Source organism: Streptomyces mutabilis, from assembly GCF_046628145.1.
Classification (GTDB): domain Bacteria; phylum Actinomycetota; class Actinomycetes; order Streptomycetales; family Streptomycetaceae; genus Streptomyces; species Streptomyces mutabilis.
The window spans coordinates 7559755-7585444 of record NZ_CP176874.1 but is presented as its reverse complement, the minus strand read 5'-3'; the positions used below and the strand labels follow the sequence as shown (position 1 = coordinate 7585444).

26 protein-coding genes and 1 pseudogene are annotated in these 25690 nt (G+C 70.2%); 10 read left to right on the top strand and 17 right to left on the bottom strand.

Annotated features, from left to right (window positions below):
* Positions 1-131: 131 nt before the first annotated feature.
* Complete coding sequence (locus ACLIN4_RS33990; protein ID WP_257101428.1) at positions 132-557, bottom strand: winged helix-turn-helix transcriptional regulator; 426 nt, start codon at positions 555-557, stop codon at positions 132-134.
* Between the two features lie 109 nt (positions 558-666).
* On the opposite strand from ACLIN4_RS33990, the gene ACLIN4_RS33985 reads away from it, so the two are divergent.
* Positions 667-1518, top strand: a complete 852-nt coding sequence (locus ACLIN4_RS33985) for an alpha/beta fold hydrolase (protein WP_107476373.1) — start codon at positions 667-669, stop codon at positions 1516-1518.
* Between the two features lie 432 nt (positions 1519-1950).
* On the opposite strand, the gene ACLIN4_RS33980 is transcribed toward ACLIN4_RS33985, so the two are convergent.
* From ACLIN4_RS33980 to ACLIN4_RS33960, 5 genes are all read right to left on the bottom strand, one after another.
* Positions 1951-3411, bottom strand: a complete 1461-nt coding sequence (locus ACLIN4_RS33980; protein WP_290012659.1) for an amidase — start codon at positions 3409-3411, stop codon at positions 1951-1953.
* 174 nt (positions 3412-3585) lie between these two features.
* Positions 3586-4305 carry a cation transporter gene (locus ACLIN4_RS33975; protein ID WP_290012742.1) on the bottom strand — a complete coding sequence of 240 codons (720 nt, stop codon included), beginning with the start codon at positions 4303-4305 and terminating at the stop codon, positions 3586-3588.
* Positions 4305-4640 (bottom strand): ArsR/SmtB family transcription factor, encoded by a 336-nt coding sequence (locus ACLIN4_RS33970; protein ID WP_107476384.1) that lies wholly within the window; start codon positions 4638-4640, stop codon positions 4305-4307. Before ACLIN4_RS33970 ends, ACLIN4_RS33975 begins: the two co-directional genes overlap by 1 nt.
* 134 nt (positions 4641-4774) lie before the next feature.
* Complete coding sequence (locus ACLIN4_RS33965) at positions 4775-5380, bottom strand: dihydrofolate reductase family protein (RefSeq protein ID WP_290012660.1); 606 nt, start codon at positions 5378-5380, stop codon at positions 4775-4777.
* A gap of 179 nt (positions 5381-5559) precedes the next feature.
* Positions 5560-6240 carry a TetR/AcrR family transcriptional regulator gene (locus ACLIN4_RS33960; protein ID WP_107476369.1) on the bottom strand — a complete coding sequence of 227 codons (681 nt, stop codon included), beginning with the start codon at positions 6238-6240 and terminating at the stop codon, positions 5560-5562.
* A gap of 73 nt (positions 6241-6313) precedes the next feature.
* Between ACLIN4_RS33960 and ACLIN4_RS33955 the strand changes: the two genes are divergently transcribed.
* Positions 6314-7816 carry a monooxygenase gene (locus tag ACLIN4_RS33955; RefSeq protein WP_290012661.1) on the top strand — a complete coding sequence of 501 codons (1503 nt, stop codon included), beginning with the start codon at positions 6314-6316 and terminating at the stop codon, positions 7814-7816.
* 271 nt (positions 7817-8087) lie between these two features.
* Here ACLIN4_RS33955 and ACLIN4_RS33950 read toward each other — a convergent pair whose 3' ends face one another.
* Together ACLIN4_RS33950 and ACLIN4_RS33945 are read right to left on the bottom strand one after the other, a co-directional pair.
* Complete coding sequence (locus ACLIN4_RS33950) at positions 8088-9200, bottom strand: sensor histidine kinase (RefSeq protein WP_290012662.1); 1113 nt, start codon at positions 9198-9200, stop codon at positions 8088-8090.
* Position 9201: 1 nt separating this feature from the next.
* On the bottom strand, positions 9202-9966 hold the full coding sequence (locus ACLIN4_RS33945) for a response regulator transcription factor (protein WP_289908271.1): 765 nt from the start codon (positions 9964-9966) through the stop codon (positions 9202-9204).
* Positions 9967-10211: 245 nt separating this feature from the next.
* On the opposite strand from ACLIN4_RS33945, the gene ACLIN4_RS33940 reads away from it, so the two are divergent.
* Positions 10212-10781, top strand: a complete 570-nt coding sequence (locus ACLIN4_RS33940) for a DM13 domain-containing protein (RefSeq protein ID WP_107476365.1) — start codon at positions 10212-10214, stop codon at positions 10779-10781.
* Positions 10782-10945: 164 nt separating this feature from the next.
* On the opposite strand, the gene ACLIN4_RS33935 is transcribed toward ACLIN4_RS33940, so the two are convergent.
* Both ACLIN4_RS33935 and ACLIN4_RS33930 read right to left on the bottom strand, forming a co-directional pair.
* On the bottom strand, positions 10946-13291 hold the full coding sequence (locus ACLIN4_RS33935) for an esterase-like activity of phytase family protein (RefSeq protein WP_411576535.1): 2346 nt from the start codon (positions 13289-13291) through the stop codon (positions 10946-10948).
* 196 nt (positions 13292-13487) lie between these two features.
* Complete coding sequence (locus tag ACLIN4_RS33930) at positions 13488-14234, bottom strand: DUF1838 family protein (RefSeq protein ID WP_107476364.1); 747 nt, start codon at positions 14232-14234, stop codon at positions 13488-13490.
* A 500-nt stretch (positions 14235-14734) separates the two neighbouring features.
* Between ACLIN4_RS33930 and ACLIN4_RS33925 the strand changes: the two genes are divergently transcribed.
* The gene (locus ACLIN4_RS33925) at positions 14735-15901 is read left to right on the top strand and encodes an alanine--tRNA ligase-related protein (protein ID WP_307651611.1); all 1167 of its coding nucleotides are present in this window, start codon (positions 14735-14737) and stop codon (positions 15899-15901) included.
* A 241-nt stretch (positions 15902-16142) separates the two neighbouring features.
* Here ACLIN4_RS33925 and ACLIN4_RS33920 read toward each other — a convergent pair whose 3' ends face one another.
* Positions 16143-16583, bottom strand: a complete 441-nt coding sequence (locus ACLIN4_RS33920) for an OsmC family protein (RefSeq protein ID WP_107476362.1) — start codon at positions 16581-16583, stop codon at positions 16143-16145.
* A gap of 199 nt (positions 16584-16782) precedes the next feature.
* On the opposite strand from ACLIN4_RS33920, the gene ACLIN4_RS33915 reads away from it, so the two are divergent.
* Entirely contained in the window at positions 16783-17556 is a 774-nt protein-coding gene (locus ACLIN4_RS33915; protein WP_289908273.1) for a class I SAM-dependent methyltransferase, read from the top strand.
* 118 nt (positions 17557-17674) lie between these two features.
* On the opposite strand, the gene ACLIN4_RS33910 is transcribed toward ACLIN4_RS33915, so the two are convergent.
* Positions 17675-18418 carry a nitroreductase gene (locus ACLIN4_RS33910; protein WP_289908274.1) on the bottom strand — a complete coding sequence of 248 codons (744 nt, stop codon included), beginning with the start codon at positions 18416-18418 and terminating at the stop codon, positions 17675-17677.
* Between the two features lie 102 nt (positions 18419-18520).
* Here ACLIN4_RS33910 and ACLIN4_RS33905 point away from each other — a divergent pair, with 102 nt between their 5' ends.
* Positions 18521-19114 (top strand): TetR/AcrR family transcriptional regulator, encoded by a 594-nt coding sequence (locus ACLIN4_RS33905; protein ID WP_411576534.1) that lies wholly within the window; start codon positions 18521-18523, stop codon positions 19112-19114.
* Between the two features lie 223 nt (positions 19115-19337).
* On the top strand, positions 19338-19802 hold the full coding sequence (locus tag ACLIN4_RS33900; RefSeq protein ID WP_411576533.1) for a hypothetical protein: 465 nt from the start codon (positions 19338-19340) through the stop codon (positions 19800-19802).
* Between the two features lie 37 nt (positions 19803-19839).
* Here ACLIN4_RS33900 and ACLIN4_RS33895 read toward each other — a convergent pair whose 3' ends face one another.
* The gene (locus tag ACLIN4_RS33895) at positions 19840-20001 is read right to left on the bottom strand and encodes a hypothetical protein (RefSeq protein ID WP_289908276.1); all 162 of its coding nucleotides are present in this window, start codon (positions 19999-20001) and stop codon (positions 19840-19842) included.
* 253 nt (positions 20002-20254) lie between these two features.
* On the opposite strand from ACLIN4_RS33895, the pseudogene ACLIN4_RS33890 reads away from it, so the two are divergent.
* Positions 20255-20644: pseudogene (locus tag ACLIN4_RS33890) on the top strand (zinc-binding dehydrogenase); the annotation flags it as partial.
* Between the two features lie 233 nt (positions 20645-20877).
* On the opposite strand, the gene ACLIN4_RS33885 reads toward ACLIN4_RS33890, so the two are convergent.
* Positions 20878-21519, bottom strand: coding sequence for a maleylpyruvate isomerase family mycothiol-dependent enzyme (locus ACLIN4_RS33885; RefSeq protein WP_381939591.1), 642 nt, complete (start codon positions 21517-21519; stop codon positions 20878-20880).
* A 70-nt stretch (positions 21520-21589) separates the two neighbouring features.
* Between ACLIN4_RS33885 and ACLIN4_RS33880 the strand changes: the two genes are divergently transcribed.
* Positions 21590-22033, top strand: a complete 444-nt coding sequence (locus ACLIN4_RS33880) for a MarR family winged helix-turn-helix transcriptional regulator (RefSeq protein ID WP_100044306.1) — start codon at positions 21590-21592, stop codon at positions 22031-22033.
* A gap of 257 nt (positions 22034-22290) precedes the next feature.
* Positions 22291-22938, top strand: coding sequence for a maleylpyruvate isomerase family mycothiol-dependent enzyme (locus ACLIN4_RS33875; protein WP_382022497.1), 648 nt, complete (start codon positions 22291-22293; stop codon positions 22936-22938).
* Positions 22939-23083: 145 nt separating this feature from the next.
* Here the strand turns inward: ACLIN4_RS33875 and ACLIN4_RS33870 are convergent, their stop codons facing one another.
* The 3 genes from ACLIN4_RS33870 to ACLIN4_RS33860 all read right to left on the bottom strand — a co-directional run bounded on the left by ACLIN4_RS33870 (position 23084) and on the right by ACLIN4_RS33860 (position 25572).
* Positions 23084-23656: a GNAT family N-acetyltransferase gene (locus ACLIN4_RS33870; RefSeq protein ID WP_107476382.1), complete on the bottom strand. Its 573-nt coding sequence runs from the start codon at positions 23654-23656 to the stop codon at positions 23084-23086.
* 193 nt (positions 23657-23849) lie between these two features.
* The gene (locus ACLIN4_RS33865; RefSeq protein ID WP_107476355.1) at positions 23850-24515 is read right to left on the bottom strand and encodes a maleylpyruvate isomerase family mycothiol-dependent enzyme; all 666 of its coding nucleotides are present in this window, start codon (positions 24513-24515) and stop codon (positions 23850-23852) included.
* Between the two features lie 406 nt (positions 24516-24921).
* Positions 24922-25572 carry a hypothetical protein gene (locus tag ACLIN4_RS33860; protein ID WP_411576532.1) on the bottom strand — a complete coding sequence of 217 codons (651 nt, stop codon included), beginning with the start codon at positions 25570-25572 and terminating at the stop codon, positions 24922-24924.
* Positions 25573-25690 lie beyond the last annotated feature (118 nt).

Genomic DNA, 25690 nt, shown 5'->3' with positions numbered 1-25690 from the left:
CTTATTGACTTGCCGTCAGAACAAGAATGATCTGACACCCATTGCCGGAGGCTCGACTCCCTCGCTGTGACAGTCCGGCCGGTCGCTGCGTGGCGATCGCTCTCGTTGCCGCCATCAACGAGTGGCTGTGGTCATCGCTCTTCCTGTCCGGTCTGTCGTGCCTCGGCGAGCCGGTTACTGCGGTCGATCTCCGGCATGTGCGTCTCGGCCCAGACCCGCAGGGCGGAGAGCGGCCTTTCGAGGGAGAGGCCGAGCTCCGTGAGTCGATAGTGGACGGCGGGCGGCACCGTGGGTTCCACACGGCGCGCGACCATGCCGTCACGGACCAGGCTCTGCAGCGTGACGGACAGCATCTTCTGCGAGATGCCCGGAATGCCACGCCGAAGTTCCGCGAACCGGAGCTCGCCGGGAGCCGTCTCGGCCAACACCTTGACCACCATCGACGTCCATTTGGTTCCGATGCGGTCGAGCAACTGGCGGGTCGGGCAGAGCGGATCCAGCACATCACCGCGCTCACCGGACCGCCGGCTGGGTTCGCCGGACATGGACGTGGTCACCCGGGGCTCACCACCTGATGGGAAAGTGCCGTCTTGGAAGGATCAGGTTAGTTCCCTACCGTGACCTTGTCACCATTCCTCACCACCCCACCCACCCCTGGAGTCCTCCATGCCCGAACTACGACGCGTCCCTGTCAACGGTGTCGAACTCAACGTCGCCCTCGCCGGATCCGGCCCGGCCGTCCTGCTCCTGCACGGCTTTCCGCACACCTGGGAGCTATGGACGGACATCATGGCCGACCTGTCCGACCGCTACCGCGTGATCGCGCCGGACCTGCGCGGATTCGGCGCGAGCAGCCCGGCCGCCGCCGGGCATGACGCCGGCACCCTGGCCGAGGACGCCGCAGCGCTTCTCACCGAGCTCGGCGTGCCTTCTGCCACGGTCGTGGGCATCGACGCGGGTACCCCACCGGCCTTCCTCCTCGCCCTGCGCCACCCTCGTCTCGTCCAACGCCTGGTCGTCATGGAGTCCGTGCTGGGCGGACTGCCCGGCGCCGAGGACTTCCTCGCCGACGGGCCCCCGTGGTGGTTCGGCTTCCATACCGCCGCGCCCGGACTCGCCGAGACCGTACTGGAAGGGCACGAGGCCGCCTATATCGACTGGTTCCTGCACACCGGCACGCTCGGCGACGGAGTGCCCCCCGCCGTCCGGGACGCCTTTGTCCACGCATACACGGGCGGTCACGCGTTGAGCCGAGCCTTCTCGTACTACCGGGCCCTGCCCGAAAGCGCACGACAGATCTCGCAGGCCGTCGCCGCCGCCCGTCTGACGGTGCCCACAATGGCGTTGGGCGCCCACCCTGTCGGCGCGGCGCTGGAACGCCAACTCCGCGCCGTCACCGACGACCTCACCGGACACGTCATCGAGGACTGTGGCCACATCATTCCACTGCACCGACCGAACGCCCTGCTCACGCTGTTGCATCCGTTCCTGGCCGGTGACGACGCGATTGCGGCGTGACCGACCGAGGCAGCCTCCGAATGCGCTGAGCGGCCTGATGTGCCGTTCGGCGGATTCGACGGCAGACCCGGAACGGCCTGCAGTGCGAGTGAAAGCGCCTCGACTTTCCGCGCCCCGGCTGTTCCCCGCCCCTGTCAGCGGTCTGCTCGCCCGTCTGTTTCCAGAGGCCCCGGGCGGCGCGGACCCCTGGCTCACCCTGTTGTGGGCCACCGGCCGCGCCGAACTGCCGGGGCACCCTCGCCTCACCACCTGGCGCTCGGACAGCACACCGCGGGCATAGGAGCGGATCGGCTCCAGCCGTGGCCAGGCCGGTGATCATGCCCGTGTCGCGGGAGGTGGGTGACATCAGCGTTCCCGGGAGCGGCTGCGCGCATACGGAGGATGTCCTCGTGGTCCGTACCTCGCCGTCGACGGACACCCAGGCAGTACGCCCTACTTCGGCGCCTGGAAGCCGCCCATCTCCTGCTCAAGCAATTCGGCCAGCCGCAGCGGGGTGCGGTCCTCGAGCATCGGACCGATGAGCTGCACTCCCACCGGCAGACCCTCAGGCGACGGGCCCGTCGGCACAGCGGTGGCGGGAAGACCGGGCAGGGTGGCCAGCCCCGCCCAGACGAGCTGGTCGAAGTACGGACAGTCGAAGCCGTCGATGTCGAGCCGGCGTTTCATCAGGTCGGGGTTGTGGTCGTGCGGGAAGGCGGGAGTGGGCGTGATGGGACACACCACGGCGTCGAACTCGGCGAAGAACTGCCGCCAGCCATGGCGGTGGAGCTCGCGCAACCGGTTCACCTCGATCCAGTCACGGTGGCTGAACACCATGCCGCGCAGCCGCGCCGCATCGAGGCTCTCGTCGTCTGCGCTCAGTTCGGCGGCACGGGCCCGCAGCTGCTCGTACGATTCGATGGGAAAGCGTGCAACGGAGCCCGAGAACAGGAACTTCGTGTAGAGCACCGCGGCTTCGGTCAGGTCGGGCAGGAGCGGACTGTCCCGCTCGACGCGGGCACCGCAGGCGACGAGCGCGTCGGCCACCCGGCCCACGCCGGCCCGGACAGCGGAACCGGTCGGAATGAGCGGATGCTCGTCGAGGACCAGGACCCGGAAGTCGCAGAGCCGTTCGTGGCGCGCGGGCGGCAGGGTCAGTTGGTACGCCCTGCCCAGCGTCAGCGGGTCCGGTCCGGCCATGACGTCGAGCAGGAGGGTGAGGTCGCGAGCGGTACGCGCCATCGGACCGACGACTGCGAGGTCGTGCTCGACCGGCAGGGCCGGCCCGGGCGGCAGGACCATCCCGCGGCTCGCCGCCAGCCCGAGTGTCGGCTTGTGCGCGTAGATGCCGCAGAAATGCGCGGGGGTGCGCAACGAACCGGCGAGATCGGAGCCGATGGACAGCGCGCCGAAACCGGACGCCAGGGCCGCCGCCGAGCCGCCGGAGGACCCGCCCGACGTACGACGGTGGTCCCAGGGGTTGTTGGTGGTCCCGTAGATCTCGTTGAAGGTCTGCACGTCCTGCAACCCCACGGGCACATTGGTCTTGCCGAGCACCACCGCGCCGGCGGCCTTGAGCAACGACACCTGCACCGCGTCCTCGGTGGGCACGAAGGCCCGGTGCGGCTGCTGCGGCCGCATTCCCCAGGTCGTGGGCAGCCCCGCGATGTCGTACGACTCCTTGACCGTCACCGGGATGCCCAGCAGTGGCCGGTCCTCACCTCGGGCGCGCGCCCGGTCGGCACCGCGCGCGGCGGCCCGTGCACGGTCGAAGTCCGGCACACAGATCGCGTTGATCTCTTCGTCGTCCCGTTCGATGCGGGCGATCGCCTCGTCGGTCAGCTCCGCCGAGGTCACTTCACCGGCACGCAAGGCAGCCGCGAGTTGTTCGGCCGTCGGAAAGTTCCGTTCCATGATCCGACCGTATGGGCCTGCGGGAGAGGGCACGAAATGTCGCTCGGCACAACGGGATGGGCGGCTCAGACGGGTGGCCCCATGCCCAACTCGCCTTTCTAGCCGTCCTCTTCGGCGCCGGGGCGACCGGTGCAGGATGTGGTCGCCGCTGGGGGCGCTTCACGCCGTGAACGGTCAGTCGCAGCAGGCGCAGCCCGGAGGGCAGTTGCCGCACGCTTCTGCCTCGGTGTCGCCGGTGACCGTCGCCACCGCCGGGGCGCAGCAGCCCTTGCCCTGCCAGGCGTCGCGGCCTTCCTTGACGGCGATGGCGGCGATGGCGAGGGCGGCGACGGGGTCGGCCCACGACCAGCCCAGGGCGGCGTTGAGGCCCAGGCCGACCAGGAGCACGGCGGACAGGTACGTGCACAGGAGGGTCTGCTTGGAGTCGGCGACCGCGGAGGCCGAGCCGAGTTCACGACCGGCCCTGCGCTGCGCGTTCGACAGGAAGGGCATGACCGCCAGCGACAGGGCGGCGATGGCGATGCCGAGCAGGGAGCGTTCCGCCTCGGCCGTGCCGGTGAGCGCCCGGACCGCGTCAAAGGTGACGTAGGCGGCGAGGGCGAAGAACGAAACCGAGATGATCCGCAGGGCGGTCTTCTCCCGGGCCTCGCGCTCAGCGTGCTCGCGGGCGGAGAACTGCCATGCGACCGCGGCCGCGGAGGAAACCTCGATGACCGAGTCGAGCCCGAAGCCGATCAGGGCGGTGGAGGAGGCGATCGTCCCGGCGGTGATCGCGACGATGGCCTCGATGAAGTTGTAGGTGATGGTGGCGGCGACCAGCAAGCGTATGCGCCTGGCGAGCGCCTCGCGGCGGGCCGGTGACGGCGCGAGGGATATCGGTGTCCCGGCAGCCATCAGCAGCACGCCCTCTCATCGGCGTCCGGGCACGTGCGGTCGGTCTCGACGGCCACCACGGCGGTGCGCAGGTCGTCCAGGGCGTGGCCGAGGCGTTCGTCGGCGAGTTCGTAGCGGGTGCGGCGCCCGTCGGGCACGGTGACGACCAAGCCGCAGTCACGCAGGCACGCCAGGTGGTTCGACAGCCGCGTACGGGAGATTCCGAGCGCGTCGGCGAGGTCGGCCGGGTAGCTGTGGGCCTCGCGCAGGGCGAGCAGGATCCGGCAGCGGATCGGGTCGGCAAGGGCTCGGCCGAACCGGGTCAGTATCTCGATGTCGGGAGCAGTGGTCAGCACGGCCACGACAGTACACGACTTCCTGAATTCAGGAAATCATGGATTCTCCAAGTGGGCGCTTCCAGAGGTTGACCCTCGACGCTCGGCCGCCGGCGCGACGGGCCCGCCGTCGGCGTGCGCGCCGCACCCGCCTTTCAGTAGCTGTCGTAGCTCGGCTTGCCGTTCGGCCGGTACACGCCGACGACGGTGCCGCCCTTCGTCGTCGACACACTGACCGGCTCCAGCGCGGTGGGGATCGTCCCGTCGGCGAACAGCCGCTTGCCGGAACCGATGATCACCGGATGGATGGTCAGCCGGTATTCGTCCACGAGGCCGTGCCGCATGAGGGTCTGGGCGAGATCGCCGCTGCCGACGACGTTGATGTCCCCGCCGTCGGACGCCTTCAGTTCGCGTACGGCGTCGACGACATCGCCCTCCAGCAGCGTGGAGTTCTGCCACTCGACGGACGTGAGGGTCCGGGACACCACGTACTTGTGCATGCTGTTCATCCGACGGGTGAACGGGTTGCCGGGATCGGCGGTCGGCCAGTACGACGCGAAGATGTCGTACGTCTTGCGTCCGAGCAGCATCGCGTCGGCGTGCTCGTACCAGCCGGCGATGGCCGTACCGACCTCGTCGTCGTCCACCGGCTTCTGCCAGCCGCCGTGCTCGAAGCCGCTCTCCGCGTCCTCGTCCGGACCGCCCGGCGCCTGCATCACGCCGTCCAGCGTCAGGAACGTGCAAACGATGATCTTGCGCATGGTGCGCTCCCTTCGTCGACGGGTAGACCGCACAACCGCTGGAAACTCATCGCGGGGACTTCCGGGGGCGCGCAGCGCTGGGCACTGGCTGAGGCGGGGCGTGTTGCAGGGCGGAGCGGTCGGGGCATCGGTCCGACGCCCGCACACCGAGGACGCCTCCGTCCCGGAGCGGGCGTCCGTCAGGCCTCGCCGACCGGACACCGCCGCGCTCTGAGGCCGTCGATGAGCAGGCCGAGCCCGTACTCGAAGTGGCGGTCGAAGTCCGTGCCGGCCAGCGCGGACAAAGCGGCGCGCAGATGCGGGTACGACCCGTCCGCCACCGCGGCCCGCAACCGTCCGGCGGCGCCCGGTCCTCCGTTCTCCTCCGAGTCGGCGGCCTGCTCCTCCAGGGTGTGGCCGACGGTGAAGTTCGACACCGCGTAGAGCGTCCGGGCCGCGTCGTCCGCGGGGAATCCCGCGTCGAGCAGAACGCCGACCAGCGCGTCGGAGAAACCGAGGACGTTGCCGCCCGTCGGGTGCGTGCCGGCGAAGACCCGTGCGCCGTCGCGGTGGTCGAGCAGGGCCGCTCGCAGGGCGCGCGCGAAGTCCGCCAGCCGCTCGTGCCAGGGAGCGTCGCCGCTCGCCAGAACGTTCTCGGTGACGCCCTCCATCATCTGCTCCGACATGGCCGTGAGCAGTTCCTGCTTGGTGGCGTAGTAGCGGTAGAGCGCTCCGGCCCGCACGTCCATCGCCTCGGCGAGACGTCGCATGGTCAGGGCGTCCAGGCCCGACTCGTCGAGCAGTTTCAGTGCGGTCCGCAGGGTGCGCGGACCGTCGATGCGCGACGGGCGCCCCGGGCTGCGGGTTGACGAGGAACTCATGCCCGCCAGTATAGTGAACATCGTTCACGTGAACGGTGTTCACTAATGGTGTGGGCAAGAGAGGGTGACTTCCGTGAAGGACGACGTGATCGTTGTGGGCGGCGGCCCGACCGGCCTGATGCTCGCTTGCGAACTGGCTCTGACGGGCGTGCGGACCCGCGTCCTGGAGCGCCGGACGGAGCCGCAGCGCGACTCCCGGGCACTGACACTGCACCCGCGCAGCGTGGAGCTGCTGGACCAGCGGGGCCTGCTCGACCGGTTCCTGCCCCTCGGCCGCACGGTCCCCGGCTGGCACTTCGCCCAGCTTCCGACCCGGCTCGACTTCTCCCGGCTCGACTCCCGGCACGGCTACACGCTCTTCATACCCCAGGCGCGCACCGAGGCACTGCTGGCCGAACGGGCGGCCGAGCTGGGGGTGGAGATCACGCGCGGCCACGAGGTCACCGGCGTGCGCCAGGACGACGACGGCATCGAAGCCGAGGTGCGGGGGCCCGGAGGCGCAGAGACCGTCCGGGCCCGGTACGCGGTCGGCTGCGACGGCGGGCGCAGCGTGGTGCGCCGGGCCGCCGGGATCGGCTTCCCCGGCACTGACGAGACACTCACCGGCGTCCTCGGTGACTTCGCGGTGATGGACACCGGTCCCGCGGCCCTGGACGCCGCCCGGGCCGGCGGCGTGCTGGTCGCTCCGCTGGAGGACGGGGTCACGCGGCTGGTCGTGGTGGATCCGGAACGGATGCGGGTGCCGGCCTCTCAACCGGTCACCCTGGAGGAGTTCCGCCGGACCCTGCTCCGGATGTGCGGCACCGACCTCGGTATCGCCGACCCCCGCTGGCTCTCCCGCTTCGGCAACGCCACCCGGCTCGCGAACCGCTACCGCGCAGGTCGCCTCCTGCTGGCGGGCGATGCCGCTCACATCCACTTCCCCGCCGCGGGCCAAGGGCTCAACACCGGCCTCCAGGACGCCGCGAACCTCGGCTGGAAGCTGGCCGCCGAGATCGAGGGCTGGGCGCCGCCGGGCCTGCTGGACAGCTACGAGGCCGAACGCCGCCCGGTGGGGCGCAAGGTCACGGAGAACACCGAGATCCAGACCCTGCTCATGGAACTCACCCTCGTCCCCCGGTACCGACGCCCCGCCACCGCCCTGCGCGCCCTGCTGGACGAGCTCCTGGGCCAGGACGAGGTCAACCGCATGCTCGCCGCCCGGGTCTCCGCGCTGGGCACCGCCTACCGGCCCACGGTCCTCGACGCCGATCCGCTGGTGGGACACCGGATGCCGGACATCACGCTGAGGGCCGCGGACTCGCCCGCCGGCCGGGTCTACGACCTTCTGCGCACGGCCCGGTTCGTCCACCTCGACCTGGCACCCGCGCCCGGCACCGCAACGTACACCGACCGCGAACACAGGACGCGTGTCACCACCGCGCTGGTCACCGCGCACGACGATCACCCCGACCTGCGCGGCGCGACCGAGGTCCTCGTACGGCCCGACGGCCACGTCGCCTGGGCCAGCCGCACCACCGACCCGAAGACGCGCCGCGCCGAGCGCTCGGCGGCCCTCACGGCTTGGGCCGGATGAGCGGCACAAGGGCACGCAGCCCCACCGGGCCTGTCCTTCCATCAGTCCGGCCGGCCGTACCTCGACCCACCCGGCGGCACGCCGTTGGAACACCCTGCGGGAGCACGGGCACGGGACCGTCCGCTCCGACGTCCGCGAGGTCCCCGGCGACGACGTGCGCGACCATGGGGCCGTGGCGCGGGCCCCGGCAGGGGTGGACGCCGCGTGTCACCACGAGGTGCTGCCGGCGCGTTTCTCGCCGGCGGAGCTGGGCCGACAGTGCCCCTGGGCCTCACCGCTCCGCCGACGGCAGAAGGACCTCGAAACGGCAGCCGCCCGGGATGTTGCGAACCGTGGCGCGGCCGCGGTGGGCCTCGACGATGCCGCGCACGATGGCCAGGCCCAGTCCCGCGCCGGCCGGGGGCGTACGGGCGTGGGTGCCGCGCCAGCCGGTGTCGAAGACGCGCGGCAGGTCCTCCTCCGGGATGCCGCCGCAGCCGTCGGTCACCGAGACCACCACGCCCTCGGACGAGCGCTCGGCGGCGACCGCGACCGTGCCGTCGGCGGGGGTGCGGCGGATCGCGTTGACCAGGAGGTTGCCGAGCACCCGGCTCATCTCCTTGCCGTCCACCTCGACCGGTACGGCGGCCACGGCGTCGCCGACCAGCCGCACACCGTGCTCGCGGGCGAGCGGGTCCGCACCCGCGAGGGCGTCGCCCACCAGGTCGTAGAGGGAGATACGGGACGGTGCGAGCAGGAGGGCGCCGACCTGGATGCGGGAGAGCTCGAAGAGGTCACCGACCATGTCGTTGAGGCGCTCCACCTCGGTGCGGATCTGCCGCAGATAGCGGTCGGGGTCCGTCGCGACGCCGTCCTCCAGGGCCTCGGACATGGCGCGCAGACCGGCCAGCGGGGTACGCAGGTCGTGCGAGATCCAGGCGACGAGTTCACGCCGGGAGGTCTCCAGGGCCCGCTCCCGCTCACGGGACTCGCCCAGCCGGGCGCTCGTGGCCGCCAGTTCCCGGCTGAGCGCGTCGAGTTCGGCGGTGGCCGGTGTGGCGGGGGCCGCGTAGTCGCCGCTGTCGCCGAACGAGCGTGCCGCCGCGGCGAGTTCACGGCTCCGGGCGACCACCCAGCGGCCCAGCAGCAGCGCGGTGGCCAGGGAGACGACGGCGGCCATCGCCACGACGGTCGTCACGACGGACAGGTCGTGCGGGGACAGGAACATCGCCCAGGCGACCATGAGGGTGCCCGCGAGCATCGCGAGCACGGCCACGGCCGCCACCACGGCGAGCGACGCCGTCAGCGAACGCCGCCGGAGCAGCCGCAGCACGCCCGCGCCGGCCAGGCCGGTGGCGGCGGCGCCGGTGAAGGCGTAGAAGGCTATGAGGAGGATGTCGGGCATGTCAGTCCGCCTCCCGTCCGGCAGGGTCGAAGCGGTAGCCCACGCCCCACACCGTCTGGATCAGCCGGGGCCGGGCCGGGTCCTCCTCGACCTTGCCGCGCAGCCGCCGTACGTGGACGGTGACGGTGGACAGGTCGCCGAAGTCCCAGCCCCACACCTCACGCATCAGCTCCTCCCGGGAGAAGGCCTGCCCCGGGTGCCGGAGGAAGAAGGCGAGCAGGTCGAACTCACGCAGGGTCAGCGCCAGTTCGGCGCCGTCCTTGGTGGCCCTGCGGGCGGTGGGGTCGACGGTCAGGCCGGCCGCGGACGGCGGGCGCGGCGCCGCGGCGGGCCGGGTACGGCGCAGGACCGACTCGACCCTCAGCACCAGCTCCCGCGGACTGAACGGCTTGGTCACGTAGTCGTCGGCACCGACCTCGAGGCCCAGGATCCGGTCGTCCTCGTCACCACGGGCGGTCAGCATGATGACCGGCACGGGTCCCGCGCCGCGTAGCCGCCGGCACACCTCGAAGCCGTCCATGCCGGGCAGCATCAGGTCCAGGACCACGAGGTCCGGCCGGTGCGCGGCGGCTCGCCCGAGCGCGGCGGGGCCGTCGTCGGCCCGGTCGACGACGTGGCCCGCGCGTACCAGGTATCCGGCGACGACCTCGGCGACCGTGGGATCGTCGTCGACGACCAGGATCCGGGCAGGACCGGTCGGGGGCGGCACGTCCGGGGACCGGCCGGGGGACACATCCGCGGAGGCGGACTCGTGGGACTGCTGCATGCGCCCAGCTTCGCACCGCGTGCACGCGGGTGTGGTCGCCGAGGGCTGCCCCAGCCGTGACGTCCGCGTTTCGTAAGGAAAGGCGGAATGCATCGGTTCCTGGCCGGCGGCGCCGGCGGTCCTGGCGCTGCTCCTCGACCACCAGCCGGCCACTGGCGTAAGACTTTCGTCATCTGCCGGGTGGCCCGTGGCGGCCGGTTCTCGCATTGAATGGTCCCAAGTCAACGACCTTCGGGAGGGGCGCAATGGGACGTGTTCGTGGGGTGCTGGTCAGACCATGGGTGATCGGGGCGCTGACCGTGGCTGTCGCCGTGGGCGGCTTCGGCTCCTACTGGTTTCAGCCGTGGAAGCTGTGGCAGGAGAAGACCGTCGACGAGGCACTGCCCGGGACCGCTGCTCCATCGCGGCCGTCCGCTGGGGAGCCGTCCGGTGCCACGCCTTCCACCCCGGCCCCGGCCGGACCGGTGACCCTGGCGAGCGGCGGGCTGATCAGCCACGAGCACGCGACCTCGGGGACGGTGAGACTGGTGCGGCTCTCCGACGGCTCCCACATCGTGCGTGTCGAGAACCTCGACACGAGCAACGGGCCGGACCTGCGGGTGTGGTTGACCGATGCGCCGGTGAAGCGAGGGACGGCCGGCTGGCACGTGTTCGACGACGGGGACTACGTCAGTCTCGGGAAGCTCAAGGGGAACAAGGGCAACCAGAACTACGCGGTACCGGCCGGTGTCGACCCGTCCCGCTACACCAGTGTGAGCGTCTGGTGCGACCGTTTCGACGTGTCGTTCGGTGCCGCCGAACTCACCCGGGTCTGAGGGCGGGCCGGCGGAGTTCGTCCCCCTGGGGCTCACCGCGAGGAGAGCCGGCCGAACCGGGAGAGGCAGAACTGTCCGTGTGCCGTCGAGGAGGGGGAAGGGATCGCGGGCGGCTGGGCCCCCTTCCCCCCTCTCCCCCACGGCTTGGTCAGGTTCTGTCGGTGTCAGCGGCGGTGGCCGAAGACCTGTCGACTCGTTCCGAGGTCCAGGAAGACGGTCTCCCCGGTCGCGTCGTCCAGACCGTCGTTGTCGGTGACGGCGTAGACGTGGCCGTCTCCGCCCACCGTCAGACCCTCGAGCTTCTCCTGCGTCCAGCCGTTCGTGGCCCGCAGGTCGGGCAGCACGTCGTGCGCGAGCCTCTTTGGCAGGACTCGCAGAGTGCCCTCGGGCGCCGCCGACGTCGGCAGGTCGACGGTGTAGATGCGCTTGACCTTGGCGGCCGGACCGTTGAGCTTGTCGCGCTCGATGACCGCGAGCCGGTCACCGACCACCGTGATCTCGGAGAGCCCCATCCAGTCGCCGGGCGTGCTGGTGGACTCGAGCCGGTACCCGAACCAGCTCCAGGTGCCGGCTGTCACGTCGTAGCGGCCCAGTCGCACGACACCCGCCGGGTCGCCCGTGACCTCACGCTGGAGGGCGGCCCAGACGATCTCGTGCCCGCGTCGGTCCGTGGTGGCGGTGACGCCTTCGAAGCCCTGCTTGCCGAGGCCCGCGGCGACGTCCGCCGGCAGCGGGACGACCTGCCGGGTCACGCCCCGCGCGTCGAGCCGGACCAGCTTGTTGTCCGCGCCCTTCTCCCCCTCGACCGCGAGCCAGAAACCGCCCTGCGGCCGGGCGTGGATGCCCTCGGCGTCATAGCCGACGGGCCGCCCGTCGGCGTCCTTGACGGTCAGCTCCCGGGTGATGACGGCGGGGCGGCGGGCCGTGTCGACGGTGAGGACTCGGGTGGTGGAGTACGCGGCGTCGGTGACCGTGTAGAGCTGGTGCGGCCGGCCCGGCACGGCGGACAGCGCGCCGAGCGCCCCCCAACCGATCGGGGCACGGTGAGCGTCGTCGGCCGAGACGACGCCGGGGAACGAAGGAGTGTGTCCGGTGTCCCGGCCCAGGCGGAACAGACTCACGGACGCGCGTACGCCCGCCTCGGCGTCGTCCTCCTCGCTGGAGACCGCGAGCAGTCCGCGCGACGGTATCGGCAGCAGGCCCTCGGGGCCGTTGGTGGCGGGCAGCAGCTGGCGGAAGACCGGCCGGGTGGGCCGGCTGACGTCGTAGACGGCGACGAAGTTGTCGCGCTCGGATCCGACGAAGGCGTAGGGCACTCCGTCGTACTCGGCGATCGCGATGCCTTCCGGCTCGGGGCCCTTCTTCCCCGCCCGGCCCTCGTTGTGCAGGCCGTGGCGTACGGCGAGCCGCTCGAAGCTGTTGCCCGCGTCCCAGGCGGGTCTGCCGGTGCGGCTGTCGAACACGGACCAGCCGCGCGTACCGCCGCGCCAGTCTCCCTCGTTGGCGGTCGCCAGGTAGCGGTCGTCGAGCCAGCCGACGGCGTCGGGCTCGCGCGGGACGTTCTCGATGGCCCCGCTCTGGTCGATCGTGCCGTCCTCGACGGTGTCGATGCCGCGCACGGAGGCGGTGCCGGCGCTGAACGCCTTGGTGATCCGGCCGGTCGGCAGGTCGATGAGAACGACACCGTTGTTTTCCTGCAGCGTCACCGCGAGCTGGTTGCGGCTGTTGATCGAGACGTACTCCGGCTCGGGGTCCGTCGGTTCGGTGATGGACGCCTTGGCGAGCACGGGCAGCGCCCGGCCGTCGGCCATGGTCAGCGGGACCACCCGGGTCCGCCACTGCGCGGGAGCTGTGCCTCGGCCCAGGTCGAGAATCTGCACGAAGCCGGCCGGTGCCTGCGGCAGGTCGCCCTCGTCACGGCCGGGCGGGGTCGCCTCCTCGTCCCGCTCGTTCTCGATCGCGATGGCGGCGTACCGCTTGTCCTTGCTGAGGGCGATGGAGTCGGGCTGCCCGCCGAGGTCGAAGCTCGCCACCCGCTTGCGGTCGCGAAGCGAGACGACGTCGAGCCGTCCGGAGGGCCGGGCGTAGCCGGCACTGGTGTTGACGACCACCAGGACGTACTGTCCGACCACGGTCACCGAGGTCGGCTCGTCCTCGGCGTCGCCGAGCCGATCCAGTGACAGGGTGCCCAGGCCGCGCGGGCGGTCGGGGTCGGCGATGTCGAGGAAGCCGATCCGGCGGGCCACCGCGTCGGTGTAGACGAGGGTGCGGCCGTCCTCGCTGACCGAGGAGATCTCCGCGACGGTCCCGGCCTCCGCGTCCTCACCGGCCGGACGGTTCTGGAAGACCGGGTAGGTGGCGGTGCGCTCGAACAGGCCCGGCCGCTGCCGGTGCTGCTGTTGCCCGCGATGCGACTCCTCCACCGGCGCGGCTCCCGCCGTCCCCAGGGTGCCGGCGGCTACGACCAGGGCAGCCAGCGCGGCGCGGGTTCTCTTGCTCTTCGGGGACATCTTTCCTCCGGTCCGGTCCGTTCCGTCGCCGAACCCTTGCAGCCGAGGACGAGTGCGAAGAGGACGGTGGGTGAATGGCGGGCAAAGTCCGGGAGGTTCGGGCTCCGGGTCGTACGGTCGGGCTCCGGGTCGTGCGGTTCGGGGCGTGCCGCGGGCGGAGCCGCCTCGCCGGGACGGACCTGCGGCGGCTTCGCGGCTACTTCGGCGGGTGCAGTTCGCGGAAGTAGGTCCAACTGGTCTCGTTCGGCTCGGTCCAGATCTCCGGGGCGTGGGCGAACTCGGGGTGGTGGTCGGCGACGTACGCGCGGGTGCGTTCGGGGACTTCGGCGTACGAGCCGAGCTTGCGGCCTCGGCAGTGGAACGTGAGACCGCCGGGGCGCTGCCCGCGCGCCATCCACGGCAGCCACGGGGACATGCGGGTCCACGACATGGTGGCCGGGACGCTGGGTGCCCGTCCCGCCAGGTCGGAGCGGCGGGCGAAGAACTGGAAGCACTCCAGCGCCTTGTACGTGTCGCCGGCCGAGTGGACGGGGTACTCGGCGACCGGCAGGGGCGAGGGGTAGGCGAGCGGGATCTCCAGGCTGAAACAGACCTGTTCACCGAGTTCGGTGACCGGGACCGGGAAGGGGCGCCATTTCTGATTGGCCGGGTCGTTCCATACGTGTACCACCGGCAGGTCCTGCCAGGTCTCCAGGATCTCGCGGGTTCCGGGGTCCAGGTAGAAGGCGGCCTCGCGGGTGAGCAGCCGGTAGGCGTCCGGGCCGTCCTCGGCGTCCTGGACGAGACGTGCGACGTTGAGCCCTTCGAAGCCGAAGAGGCGCTCGTAGGGCTCGTCCGGGGCCCAGGAGTACACGTCGCCGGTCCACCAGTACGTGACCTCCTCCCCGTCGAGCGAGGCCCGGGTGCGGGCGAGGGAACGGACCAGTTCCGCGGGTGTCGTCATGGACGTACCTTCTCAGTGCCGCCGGGGACGTGATGCGGCCGCGGAGCTTTTTGGCCGACTCGAGTCGGCGGCCGGGGCCGCCGTCCGGCGAAAACCCCCGCGGTCCGCCTGTCGTCGGTGCGCGCTCACCGTGCACCGGCGAACCGGTCCTGCTGCGGGCCTTGGCCGCGAGCGCACCGCAGTCGGAGCGGAAGTTCCGTGGGCCGCGGCGAGCACGACCGTCTACGTGGGAAGGTCCCGCAATCATGGATTAATCACGTGCCTCGTGCGACGGGGTGCGTTACCTTGGGGCCATGAACATCATCGGGCGAAGCGTCTTCATGACCGCGCGAGCGACCAGCTCGCCGGTTGCCGCCGCCTGACCTTCTCCCCTCCCCCATCGGCGACCGGAAACGGCCCGCCGATGGTCACGTGGTGCTCTGTCACCTCCGCCTCGCTGCGACGATCGCGCGGTCCCGTTCTCCGGTGCCTCTCTTGCCGCGACGCGAAGGAGTCACCTCATGAACACCGAGCAGCTGATCCGTACGTTCGTCGAGTACTACGAGGACCAGGGCCATCGCCGGATCACCGGCTCGACGCTGCTGCCCCCGCCCGGCGACCCCGTACTGTTCACCACCTCCGGAATGCATCCGCTCACCCCGTACCTGGAGGGCCGCCCCCATCCGCTGGGCCGGCGGCTGGTCAACGTGCAGCGGTGCCTGCGCACCACCGACCTGGACGAGGTCGGCGACAGCACCCACCTGACGGTCTTCGAGATGCTCGGCACCTGGTCGCTGGGCGACTACGAGGGACCGCAGAGCCTCGACTGGGGTTACCGGCTGCTCACCGAGGGACTGGGCGTCGATCCGGGCCTGTTGCACGCCACCGTGTTCGGCGGCGACGACCAGGTCGGGCCCGACGTCTCCTCGCTCCGGCTGTGGCAGGAGCGCGGTGTGCCCGTGGAGGAGACGGTGGAGGACAACTGGTGGTCCAACGGGCCGGTCGGCCCGTGCGGACCCGACTCGGAAATCTTCCTGTGGACCGGCGACACCCCGCCCCGCTCGACGCCCACCCGCGACGACCGATGGGTGGAGGTGTGGAACCACGTCATGATGCGCCATCGTCGCCTCGACGACGGCAGCCTCGTGCCGCTTCCGCAGCGCAATGTCGACACCGGCTTGGGTCTGGAACGCCTCGCCTCGCTGCTGCAGGGCAAGCCGTCGGTGTTCGAGTGCGATGTCTTCGAACCGTGGCGGCGTCTCGTCCCCGCCCTGTGGCCGCTGGACGAGCCGTCGCTGCGGCTGGTCTGCGACCACCTGCGTTCGGCCGTCGTGGTGGTCGGCGACGGGGTCCGCCCGGCCAACACCGGGCAAGGCTATGTGCTGCGGCGCCTCCTGCGCCGGGTACTCACCGTCCTGTGGCGGGACGACCCCTCACGCGGACTCGGCGACCTGCCCGGCGAACTCCTCTCGCACACGCTGGGGCACTTCCGGCAGGAGGGCGGCACCGAGCCCGTACGCCGACTGCTCCTGGAGGAAGAGCGCCGGTTCCGCCGGCTCCTGGAGCTCGGCCGGAAGGTACTCGCCCGGCCCCGTTTCCGGGGCCCGCTGGGAGAGGAGGACTTCCACTACCTCCACGACACCCACGGCCTGCCGCGCGAACTGGTGACGAGCCTGCGCGAGGAGTGACGCCTCGGCTCTTCGTCCTGTCCCCTTCGGTCGCTGCACGGCCGGAGCGCCGGCACAGCACAGCACACCAACGGTCCGGCGCGGTCGTCCGCCTGAACGGCACCCTGGTCCCGCGTTGTTCCTCGCGCTGACCGACGTCGAGGGCCGGCAGGACGAATGCACTCGGTGCCTCGGTGCCGCAGGCGCTCGCGCGGGGCACAACGCTTCGCCGGTGCCCCGTCGAGCGGATGGGGCCCGGTGGTCAGGCGTTGGTGACGGTCGTGGTCACGGGTGTGCCGATCTCGACGGTTCTGCTCACGGTGCAGAGACGGTCATGGGATGCCTGGACTGCCCGGGGGAGGATGGCGCGGGCGCGCTCCGCTCCCTCGTCGTCCGGGAATTCCACGGTGAAGGTGGCCTTGAGGTTCGTCATGCGGTTGCCCAGGTCGTCGCTGACCTTGTCCCCGGTGACCGTCACGGAGAACTGGGTGGGCTCTGCGTGACGGCCGGTGGCTACATCGACGTCCACGGCCGTGCAGCCGCCGATCGCGGCCAGGAGCAGCTCCACAGGGGTGAATCCGGTGTTCCGGTCGCCTTCCGACGACGTACCGAAACTGATTGATCCTCCGCGGGCATTGGTCGCTACGAACTGCCCGCTGCTGGTGCGTTCGACGACGACGGAACGTTCCGAGTGTTCGCTCATGGCGCCGACATTAGCCGCGTCGACGCACGAGGCCACGCCGCCGTTCCGACTGACCGTCGAGGACGCGGGCCCCTGGACGCTGCGGGCAGGCGGACTCAGAGCTGAGCGGCCTGCCCGCCGTACCCCGCCTGACCGTGAAGGAGAGCTGGACAGTCGAGCAGGGCGACACGACGGATCATGTGACTACTAGGCTGCGACGATGGAACGCGCAACCGCCGTACCCGACAGCTCGGCCCAGCCTGGAGATCCGGGCCGGGTGAACGACTACGACAGTTTCGCCGAGGCGTACGCGGCGGAGAACGAGAACAACCTCGTGAACGCGTACTACGAACGGCCCGCGATGCTAGCCCTCGCCGGAGACGTCGCCGGCCGCCGGGTCCTGGACGCAGGCTGCGGTTCGGGCCCCCTCACCGCCGCACTTCGCGACCGCGGTGCCACCGTCACCGGCATCGACGCCAGCGCCGGAATGCTGGCCCTGGCCAGGCGGAGGCTCGGTGACGACGTAGCACTGCACGTGGCCGACCTGAGCGACCGATTGCCGGTCGATGACGGCGCGTTCGACGACGTGGTCGCGTCGCTGGTCCTGCACTACCTGGAGGACTGGGGGCCGACGCTGACCGAGTTGCGGCGAGTGCTCAGGCCCGGCGGTCGGCTGATCGTGTCCGTGGACCACCCCATCACGGCTTACACGCACGGGGATCCTCGGCCTGACTACTTTGCGACCACGAGCTATACGTTCGACTGGATGCTCGGTGGGCAGTCCACCCCGATGCGACTTTGGCGCAAGCCGTTGCACGCGATGATCGATGCCTTCACCACCGCGGGTTTCCGCCTCTCCGTCATCAGTGAGCCGCAGCCCGACCCAGCCGCCCGTGAACTGTTCCCCGACGGCTTTCACGACCTGTCGACCAAGCCCTGCTTCCTGTTCTTCGTCGTCGAGGCACTGCCGTCGGTCACCGGCTCGGTGGACTAGGCCTCGGGTCCTGGGCGGTCGGCCACCGGCCTTCGACAAGGACGACGACGGATACGACGCGACCGTGCTGGTTGCATTGCTCAACGAGTCGCTGTGACCAGCACTTTCGCGACCGGCTCTAGATGTGGAATGTGGTGGTTGCCTCCAGAGCCGCCCGGCCGGTCATGACCCGGTTCACCGGCGCGTCCTCGTCGGCGTAACCGAAGGAGATCCCCACGAGCAGCTTCCCCTCGTCCACTCCGAGTTCGTCGCGGACGGTGTCGGCGTAGAAGCTGAGCAGGCCCTGCGGGCAACTGGCCACGCCGTAGGCGGCCATGGCCAGCAGCAGCGTCTGCAGGTAGGCGCCGGCGTCGGCGGCCAGTCGCGGCCCGCCGTCGCCGGTGACGAACAGGAACGCGGCATGGGGCGCCCCGTAGAAGCCCAGGCTCTCGGCGTCGTAGGCCGCGCGGGCCGTGTGGTCGTCGGGGCCGATGCCCAGCGCTCCGTACAGGTCCGCGCCGAAAGCGGCCCGCCGTTCCTGGTGGACGGGGGCGTACATGTCCTCGGAGTACGGGTAGTCGGCCGTGAGGCGTCGCTCGGCGTGGGCCGTTCGCAGGGCCTCGGCCAGACGGTCTCGCCGCGCGCCGCCGACGACTTCGACCCGCCACGGCTGCGCGTTGGAGTTGGACGGCGCGGCGCCGGCCAGGGAGAAGATGCTGTGCAGAGTGTCCTGGGGTACCGGGTCGGGGCGGAAGGCGCGGGTCGCGTGGCGCCCGCGGATCAGCTGCTCGGCGTACTCCCACGTTCGTGTCCCGCCCGTCCGTGTTCCGCCGGTGGCCGGCGCCTCGCTCGTGCGTGTCCGGGTGAAGATCGGTGCGCTCATGGAACTCTCCCTGAAATCGACGAAGTAAACGGAACCGTTTACTTAGGAACACACTATAGCCAGCCTCCCCCTCAGAAGTAGACGAGTACGTATACTTACTTCATGGCCACGGTGACGACGGCGCCTCGGCGGCAGGGACGCGGAGGACGGGAGCGCATCCTGGCCGCCGCGGCTGGACTGTTCGCGGCCCAGGGGATCAACGCGACCGGTATGGAGCAGATCGCGGAGCGGGCGCCGGTGTCCAAGCGCACCCTCTACGCACACTTCCGGACCAAGGACGAGCTGGTCCTCGCCCACCTCAAGGACCTCGCTTCCACGGGGCACACGCTGGAGGGCGCGCTGGCACGCGAGGACATTCCTCCCCGGGAGCGAATCCTCACACTGTTCGACCCGCCCCCGGCCGGCACGGATCCGGTGCGCGGATGTCCGTTCATCGATGCCGCCGTGGAGTTTCCCGACCCGCAGAACGCGGTTCACTCCTATGCCCGCGAACGGAAACTGCTGATGGTGCGGCTGGTGACCGAGTTGGTGGCGGAACTGGGCTGCCGCGAGCCCTCCGTCCTCGCCGAGCAGCTCGTGACCCTCGCGGACGGCGCCGCCAGCCGCGCCATGGTGCTGGGCGACCCGAACTACGGCCGGCACGCGCGGGCAGCGGCGGAGATCCTCCTGGACAACGCACTGCCGACGACGGTCTGACCGGCCCACCGGGTTGCCCGGGTTCGCCCCGCACCTGATCGAAGATCCCGTCACTCGGCCGAGAGAAGACCAGGACCTTCACAGCACGCCCTGGCCAGTCGCGGAGCAGAGAGACGCCGAGCCGTCCCCGGAGGGATCTCGGAGAGGGCCGACCCAACGGGCGGACCTGTCCGCATCACAAGATCGGCAGCGGGCGGTCGACAAGCGCTGGTAGTAATCAGCCATGGCAGGAGATCTGTGGACGCCGGTGGCTTCGATGGTCGGTGTGGCGGTGGGAGGTGGGCTGACGTATCTGACCCAGCTCACGACGCAACGGGCGGCCGACCGGGCTGAGGAACAAAGACGGACTGCGGCGCTGGCGGAGGAGCGACGTGCGGAGCGCATCAGGACCGTATTGGAATTCGTCCGGTTTGCCCTGGAGGCTGAGGGCGTCGCACATGCACGACCGCCCCAGTGGGAGGTCGGTGATGAGTGGTACCGGACGGCCAGGCCGGCGATGGACGGCCTGCGCATAGCCGAGAACGGCGTCCAACTCCTGTGCGCCCCTGACCTTCACGCACCGGCGACCGCCTACACCCGCGCCTTGAATCAGGCGGTCTGGCAGGAGGGCGACGGGACCAGCGTGGCCGAGCTCTTGGAGCCGTTCAAGGCGGAGTTCCTCGCCGTCGCCCGCCGCAGCCTGGACTGACACCGCAAGGCGACGGCGAAGGCACGTCCTTCCCCGGTCAGGTGCGTAGTCGTTCGAGTTCGTCCGCGCGGCGGTGGTCCTTCGGGCGGCCGAGGGCTCGCCGCATGCGGATCAGATCGTCAAGTCCGGCGTAGCGGATGGTGAAGCCCGCGGGGTCACGAGTGGTCTCGGCCCTGGTCAGGCAGGGGGTGACATCCATCGTGCCCCAGCGAAGGGCGGGGGTGCACAAATCTCCGCCGGCACCGGGTCGGCCATGACGCTCGGGTCGAAGGGCTGTCCAGCAGGGCGTTGTCGGCGCAGTACGGAGTGGGCCGGAGGCCGGTCGCGATGGCGCTGGAGTGGGTGCGGCCGACGCCTCGCAAGCAGATTCCCCCTGATCTCGCGCCTGGATCCGTTCAAGGCGACGATCGACCAGATCTTGCGGGATGACCTGGACACCGCGAAGCACTCTTGAACGCAACCACGAGTTCCTCACCTCTCTCGGCGCCGTTCCCACCACCTACGGCCCCGGACTCGCCCAGCGCCTCACCACCCTCGCTCCGCACGGCGTCGACATCGTGCTCGACACCGCGGCCTCCGGCTCCCTGGACGACCTCGTCGCGATCGCGGGGGACGCCAAGCGCGTCGCGACGGTCGCCGACCACGCGGGCGGGCAGCGCCTGGGCGCGCATGTGGTCAACGCGGAGAACGATTCCACTCTCCTGTCCGCTGCGGCGGAACTGGCCGGGCGAGGCCGCTACACACCCCGTATCGAACGGGCCTACCCCCTGGAGCGGATCGCCGACGCCCACGCGCACGCCGAGCGCGGACGCACCCGAGGAAAGATCGTGATCTGCATCTGATCAGGCCGATCTGTATCTGAACGGGCCCACAAGGTAGGTAACGCGCAACGCGCGGGCCCGCGTGGCGAGCGTGCCTTCGATCGGTACCGGCGAGCGGGCGGTCCGGAGCGGGCCGATCTCCATGGCGCCTCGTCAAGCGGGCCGCCCCCGCCCAGGAACCGCACGTGGCACATGAGTCGTCGTCCACGGAACACTGGCCACATCCGGCTTCAGCCGCCCCGTGAGCGAATGTCTCAGCGGGTTGCGTGCGAGGACTTGAGGCGGTCGACACCGTCACCGTGCAGGGTGTCCAGGCAAGCGGTGCGTCCGGTCAGCAGCAACAGTAGGGACAAGGAGGGCCCGCGGACCTCCGGCCCGTCGCCCACCGCCCAGTCGGAGTCGGTCGCCCGGAGAGAGAGGCCGGCCAGGCGGCGTTCGGCACGGAAAGGCCAACCCATCGCCCAGACCCGCCGCAGTGCTTCGCGGCTGTGTTCGGCTGGAACGGGAAACTGTCGACCGAGCGGGAGGGCGATGTCCTGGCCGTGGACGATTGCGTCGAACAGCGCGTTGCGGGTGTCCAGCACCTTCGCCGTCCGCCGGGTGTCGGCGTGGGTGCGGATCGCGGCGATCAGGTCCGCGGGGTCGCGGGATCCATGGCGCCGGGCCAGCACGGTATTGATCCGGTCGGGACTGAATCGTGCACGCCATGCGACCGCGATCATGTCCCAGGTGGTGATGGTGGGGACGAGAGCGAGGTGCCCCGCAACGTCCCGCACACGCCAGCCCCGGCACAGCGACTCGTGCTCCCATTCGGCCGGGGCGAGCTCTTCCAACAGGTCGGCAATCCGCAGACGGGTCGCGCGGACCGCGGACCAGTAAGGGTCCGAGTCACACATGACAGCCTCCAAAGGTCCGCATATCGGACTATATTAGTACGAGGTACGGACCTTCTGCAATGATGGAGACATGCCCGACGACGACGCTGACGAGCTCAACCTCGGACTCCTGATGTTCATCCCCTACCGCTTCATGGAGTCGGCCGTGATGGCCGCCCTGAAGTCCGCCGGGCACGACATCTCACTCACCCAGGCCCGGGTCTTCCAGCGAATCGGCCCGGAGGGGACGCGGCTGGCCGAGCTGGCCGAGGCGTCACAGGTCAGCAAGCAGACCATCGGGTCGATCGTCGACCAGCTCGAACGAGCCGGGTACGTCCGACGCATGCCCGACCCGCGCGACGCACGAGCCCGACTGGTCACCATCACCGCCCGGGGACACGAACTCATCGAACTGAGCCTGCCCATCGTCCGCGACATACAGAGGCAATGGACGGCCCACCTGGGCCCCGGGCGCACCCGGCAGCTGAGACAGGCCCTGGAAGCGCTGCGGGAGATCACCGATCCACACCGCTGACCTCCTGTGCCCCATGCCCACTGGCCCGCGGACCGGAGACCGCGCGATCTGCGCACCGAGATCATCGCGTCGGCCGTCCAGCCGTCGAGGGTGTCGGACCGGAATCACAGGCGTCGAGGCGGTTACGGACGAGGGCTACGAGTCGGTCGAGGCAGCACCCGGTGACACAGGCGAGGGACCGCTCCGCGCGATGAGTTTTGCGGTGATCGTGAGTCTGCGTCCCTACGGGGCAACAAGCCGATCATCGAGGAAAGACGATGGCCATGGGAAGTCCGGAACGCGTCAGTGATGTCTGGTCGATCGTGCACACGGAGCGTGCGGCACTGATCCACGACCTTGAAGGTCTCGATGACAAGCAGTGGGAGCAGCCGTCCCTTTGCGAGGGGTGGACGGTCCATGACGTCGTGGCCCACTTGTCCGACTCGGCTCGCACGACGCGCCTCGGCTTCGTGGTCGGCCTCGCCCGGGCGCGGTTCGGCTTCCATCGCCAGAACGCTGACGGTGTGGCGCGCGAGCGCGGTGACTCGCCGCGGGAGACGTTGGCGCGGCTTCGTCGGGCGGCCTCGCGGACGTCGACCCCTCCGGCGCCCCTTGACAGCCGGATCGTCGAGCAGGTCGTCCACGGTGAGGACATCCGCCGCCCGTTGGGACTCACCCGCCTCTACCCCCGGGACGCCGTCGTCAGGGCGATCCGCTTGCAGGCCCGTACCCCGGCGTCGTTCGGCGGCGCCAAGGAACTCGTGGCCCCACTGCGCCTCACCGCAACCGACGCCGAGGTATCGATCGGCGATGGTCTGGAAGTGACCGGACCTGCACTTTCGCTGCTTCTCGCCATCACGGGACGGCGCGTGGCGCTCAACGACCTGGACGGCCAGGGAGCCGATGCGCTGAGGCGGCCGGCCTGACGATCGTGGCTAGGACCTCGGCCTGCCCACTGACGACTTTGCGATCGACGTCGCCGCCGGTGCCTGGGACGACGACTCGTCCGCGAAGGCATCTTTTCCCCCCCTCCCCCGGACGCGACCTCACCGGAGGCGGAGAGAACGCGCTCTATCGAGCTGGGATCGGCTTCGCCGACGGCCGCCACTCTCGCCTGATCAACCCGAACACCCACGTGTCGGACACCTCGCCGTTCACGACGCAGTCTTCTCGCAACGTCCCTTCCCGCACGAATCCGATCTTTTCCAGGACCCGGGCGGACGCCACGTTGCGCGTATCGGTCTCGGCCTGAACTCGATTCAGGTCCAGTGTGTCGAATGCCCACTGCAGCAAGGCGTGCGCGGCTTCCGTCGCGTAACCGTGGCCCCACATCGCATCGTCGAGGCAGTAGCCCAATGACGCGCTGCGGTAGTCCGGATTCCATTCGGTCAGACCGCACCAGCCGACGAAGGCCCCGTCGGAAGCACGCTCGATGGCCACCCGCGCCCCGGTGCCTTCGTCCGCCACCTTCTGGCAGATCGCGATGAAGCGCTTCGCGCGAGCCTGATCGCTCCATGGCGCGGAGTCCCAGTAGCGCATCACACGGGTGCTGCTGTGCAGCGCGAAGAGGAGGTCCGCGTCGGCGTCGGTGAAGGGCCGCAGTCGCAGGCGAGCGGTACGGAGCACGGGAGTGGCCAAAGTCATGGGCGCCATCTTGGCTCCTCCCGGGTCGGGCAGAACACCGAATATCCGCTCTCGGTCCGGTCCGCACGACCAAGGCACCACCTCCTGCCAGCAGACCTTGCACGCCCACAAACGGCGACGACCCTTCACGACAGGCCGGCCCGGACTCCACGTCGCCGCGGTCCGAGGCAGGGCCGGATGCCACAACGTCGTGTCACGTTGTTCCGCAGCGACTGCGCAGGAGTTCCACGCCGTCGCCTTCGAGATCGTCGCAGTACGTCGCGCGGCCGGTCATGGCCATCACCAGAGCCAGCGTGGGACCGGACACGAGTGAGCCGGAACCGGTGGTGAAAGGGCTGTCTGTGGCGACGAGTCTCAGACCATCGATGCGTCCTTTGGCGACGACCACGAGGTCCGAGCCCTGGTAGTACTGGGCCACCTGCGTAACGACCTCGATCGGGTAGTCGTGACGGATGCCCAGGGGCCGTCGGATGTCTTCTCCGTGCACGATCGTCTCGCCCAGCATGGCCAGGACGGGCAAGAAGGGCTTGGTCGTGCTCTGGACGCTACGCCGGAACAACTCAAGGGTGTCGCCCGGAGTTGTGCCCAGATACTCGGCCACACGCATGGCCACCTGCTTGTCGAAGTCGAACCGACAGCGGATCACCCCGGTGAGCCAGCGCACGCCGTTGAGGTTCGCCGCCGCAGTGAGATGCGCCAGCACCTGACGCACCGTGAAATCGCTGCACAGCGACGGTGTTGCCCACTGCTCGTCAGTCAGATCCGCGAGATCAGCCGTCAGCGCTGCTCGCTCAGCGTGGATCAAGGGCCAGACCCCCGTCCCGCGGCTGCTGTCTGCTGTCAGTTCCGGATCAGTCACTCGGGGATCTCCTGTCACGGGTCGCGCTCTGCATTGCCCCTGGGCCGGATCGGGTGGGTGATCGGCAGGGGTGTCGGTACAGGAGACTCTTGCTACGGAGCAAGTCATCGCTCGTAACTGCCTCCCCTCTTTTTTCTGGCGATGGTCGAGGCTCTGGTCGCCCAAGGCGCGCCCGAACTCGGCGGGGTACGGCCGGTTCCTTCACGCTCCGGGCGAGCATCTCTGGCGTGCCTCCGCGGAGTCCGGGATGACGTTGCCCCGGGCCCCGGCAATGACCGATGTCGTGGACCAGGAGGCCCGGCGACAGCCCTCCCCCAGAACTCCGCGGTTCGCTGTGCCGATCGACCGGACCGCGAGCCGCGGAAGTACCCCGGCCGTGCGCAGGACGCACGCTGTGGAAGCCCGCTCAGCCCACGAGCGCGGCGGAAGGATCCTCCCCGTTCTGAGCCTGCCGGGCACGCTCCGCGAAGACCTCGGCCAGGTCTCGGGCACCGTCCTCGTCCACGCCGCCCTTGCCCGCGGAAGCCGCCTCGGTCCACAGCAGCGTCGTGCCGACCCGGGTCTGGGTGATGGTGCCGGGCTCGCCGTGGAAGCCGGCCGAACCGAGCAGGGCGTCGCGCTCATCGCCCACGGGGCCGAGCGTGAAGGTCTTCGCCTTCTGGCCCACCCTCTTGCTGTAGTAGCCGTCCCAGAGCACGTCGTACGCCTCCCGGGCGGCCTGCTCGCTGTCATAAGCGATGATCAAGAAGCTGATGTGTGCGGCGTTGTCGTCGTGCTGGAAGGTCGAAACGCCGTAGAAGCGCGAGCCCTCGCAGCCCGCGTTGTTCTTGATGGGGCAGGCCTGCTGGCGGTAGAGCTTGTTCATGGCGACGGCAGTGGGCCGAGCCGACTCCTGCCAGCCCGTCATGGCCTCTCCGTTCGGCAGCGTCTGCCTCACCTGCGCCTTCGTGAGCACCGCCGACTGACCCTCCCCACCGTCGTCCTCAGCACCGCCGCAGGCGGTCAGCAGCAGCGCCGCCGCGGTCGCCGCGCACCACCGGTAGCTCCTCATGATCATGCCATCACCCCTTGGTGAGTGATCTTATGCGGACCGCCTTCGCGTTGAGCCTCTCGGGACAGCCCCTCCGGAGCTATGTGAAGTCCATGTGTTGACAGCGCGGGGATGGCGTGCCCGA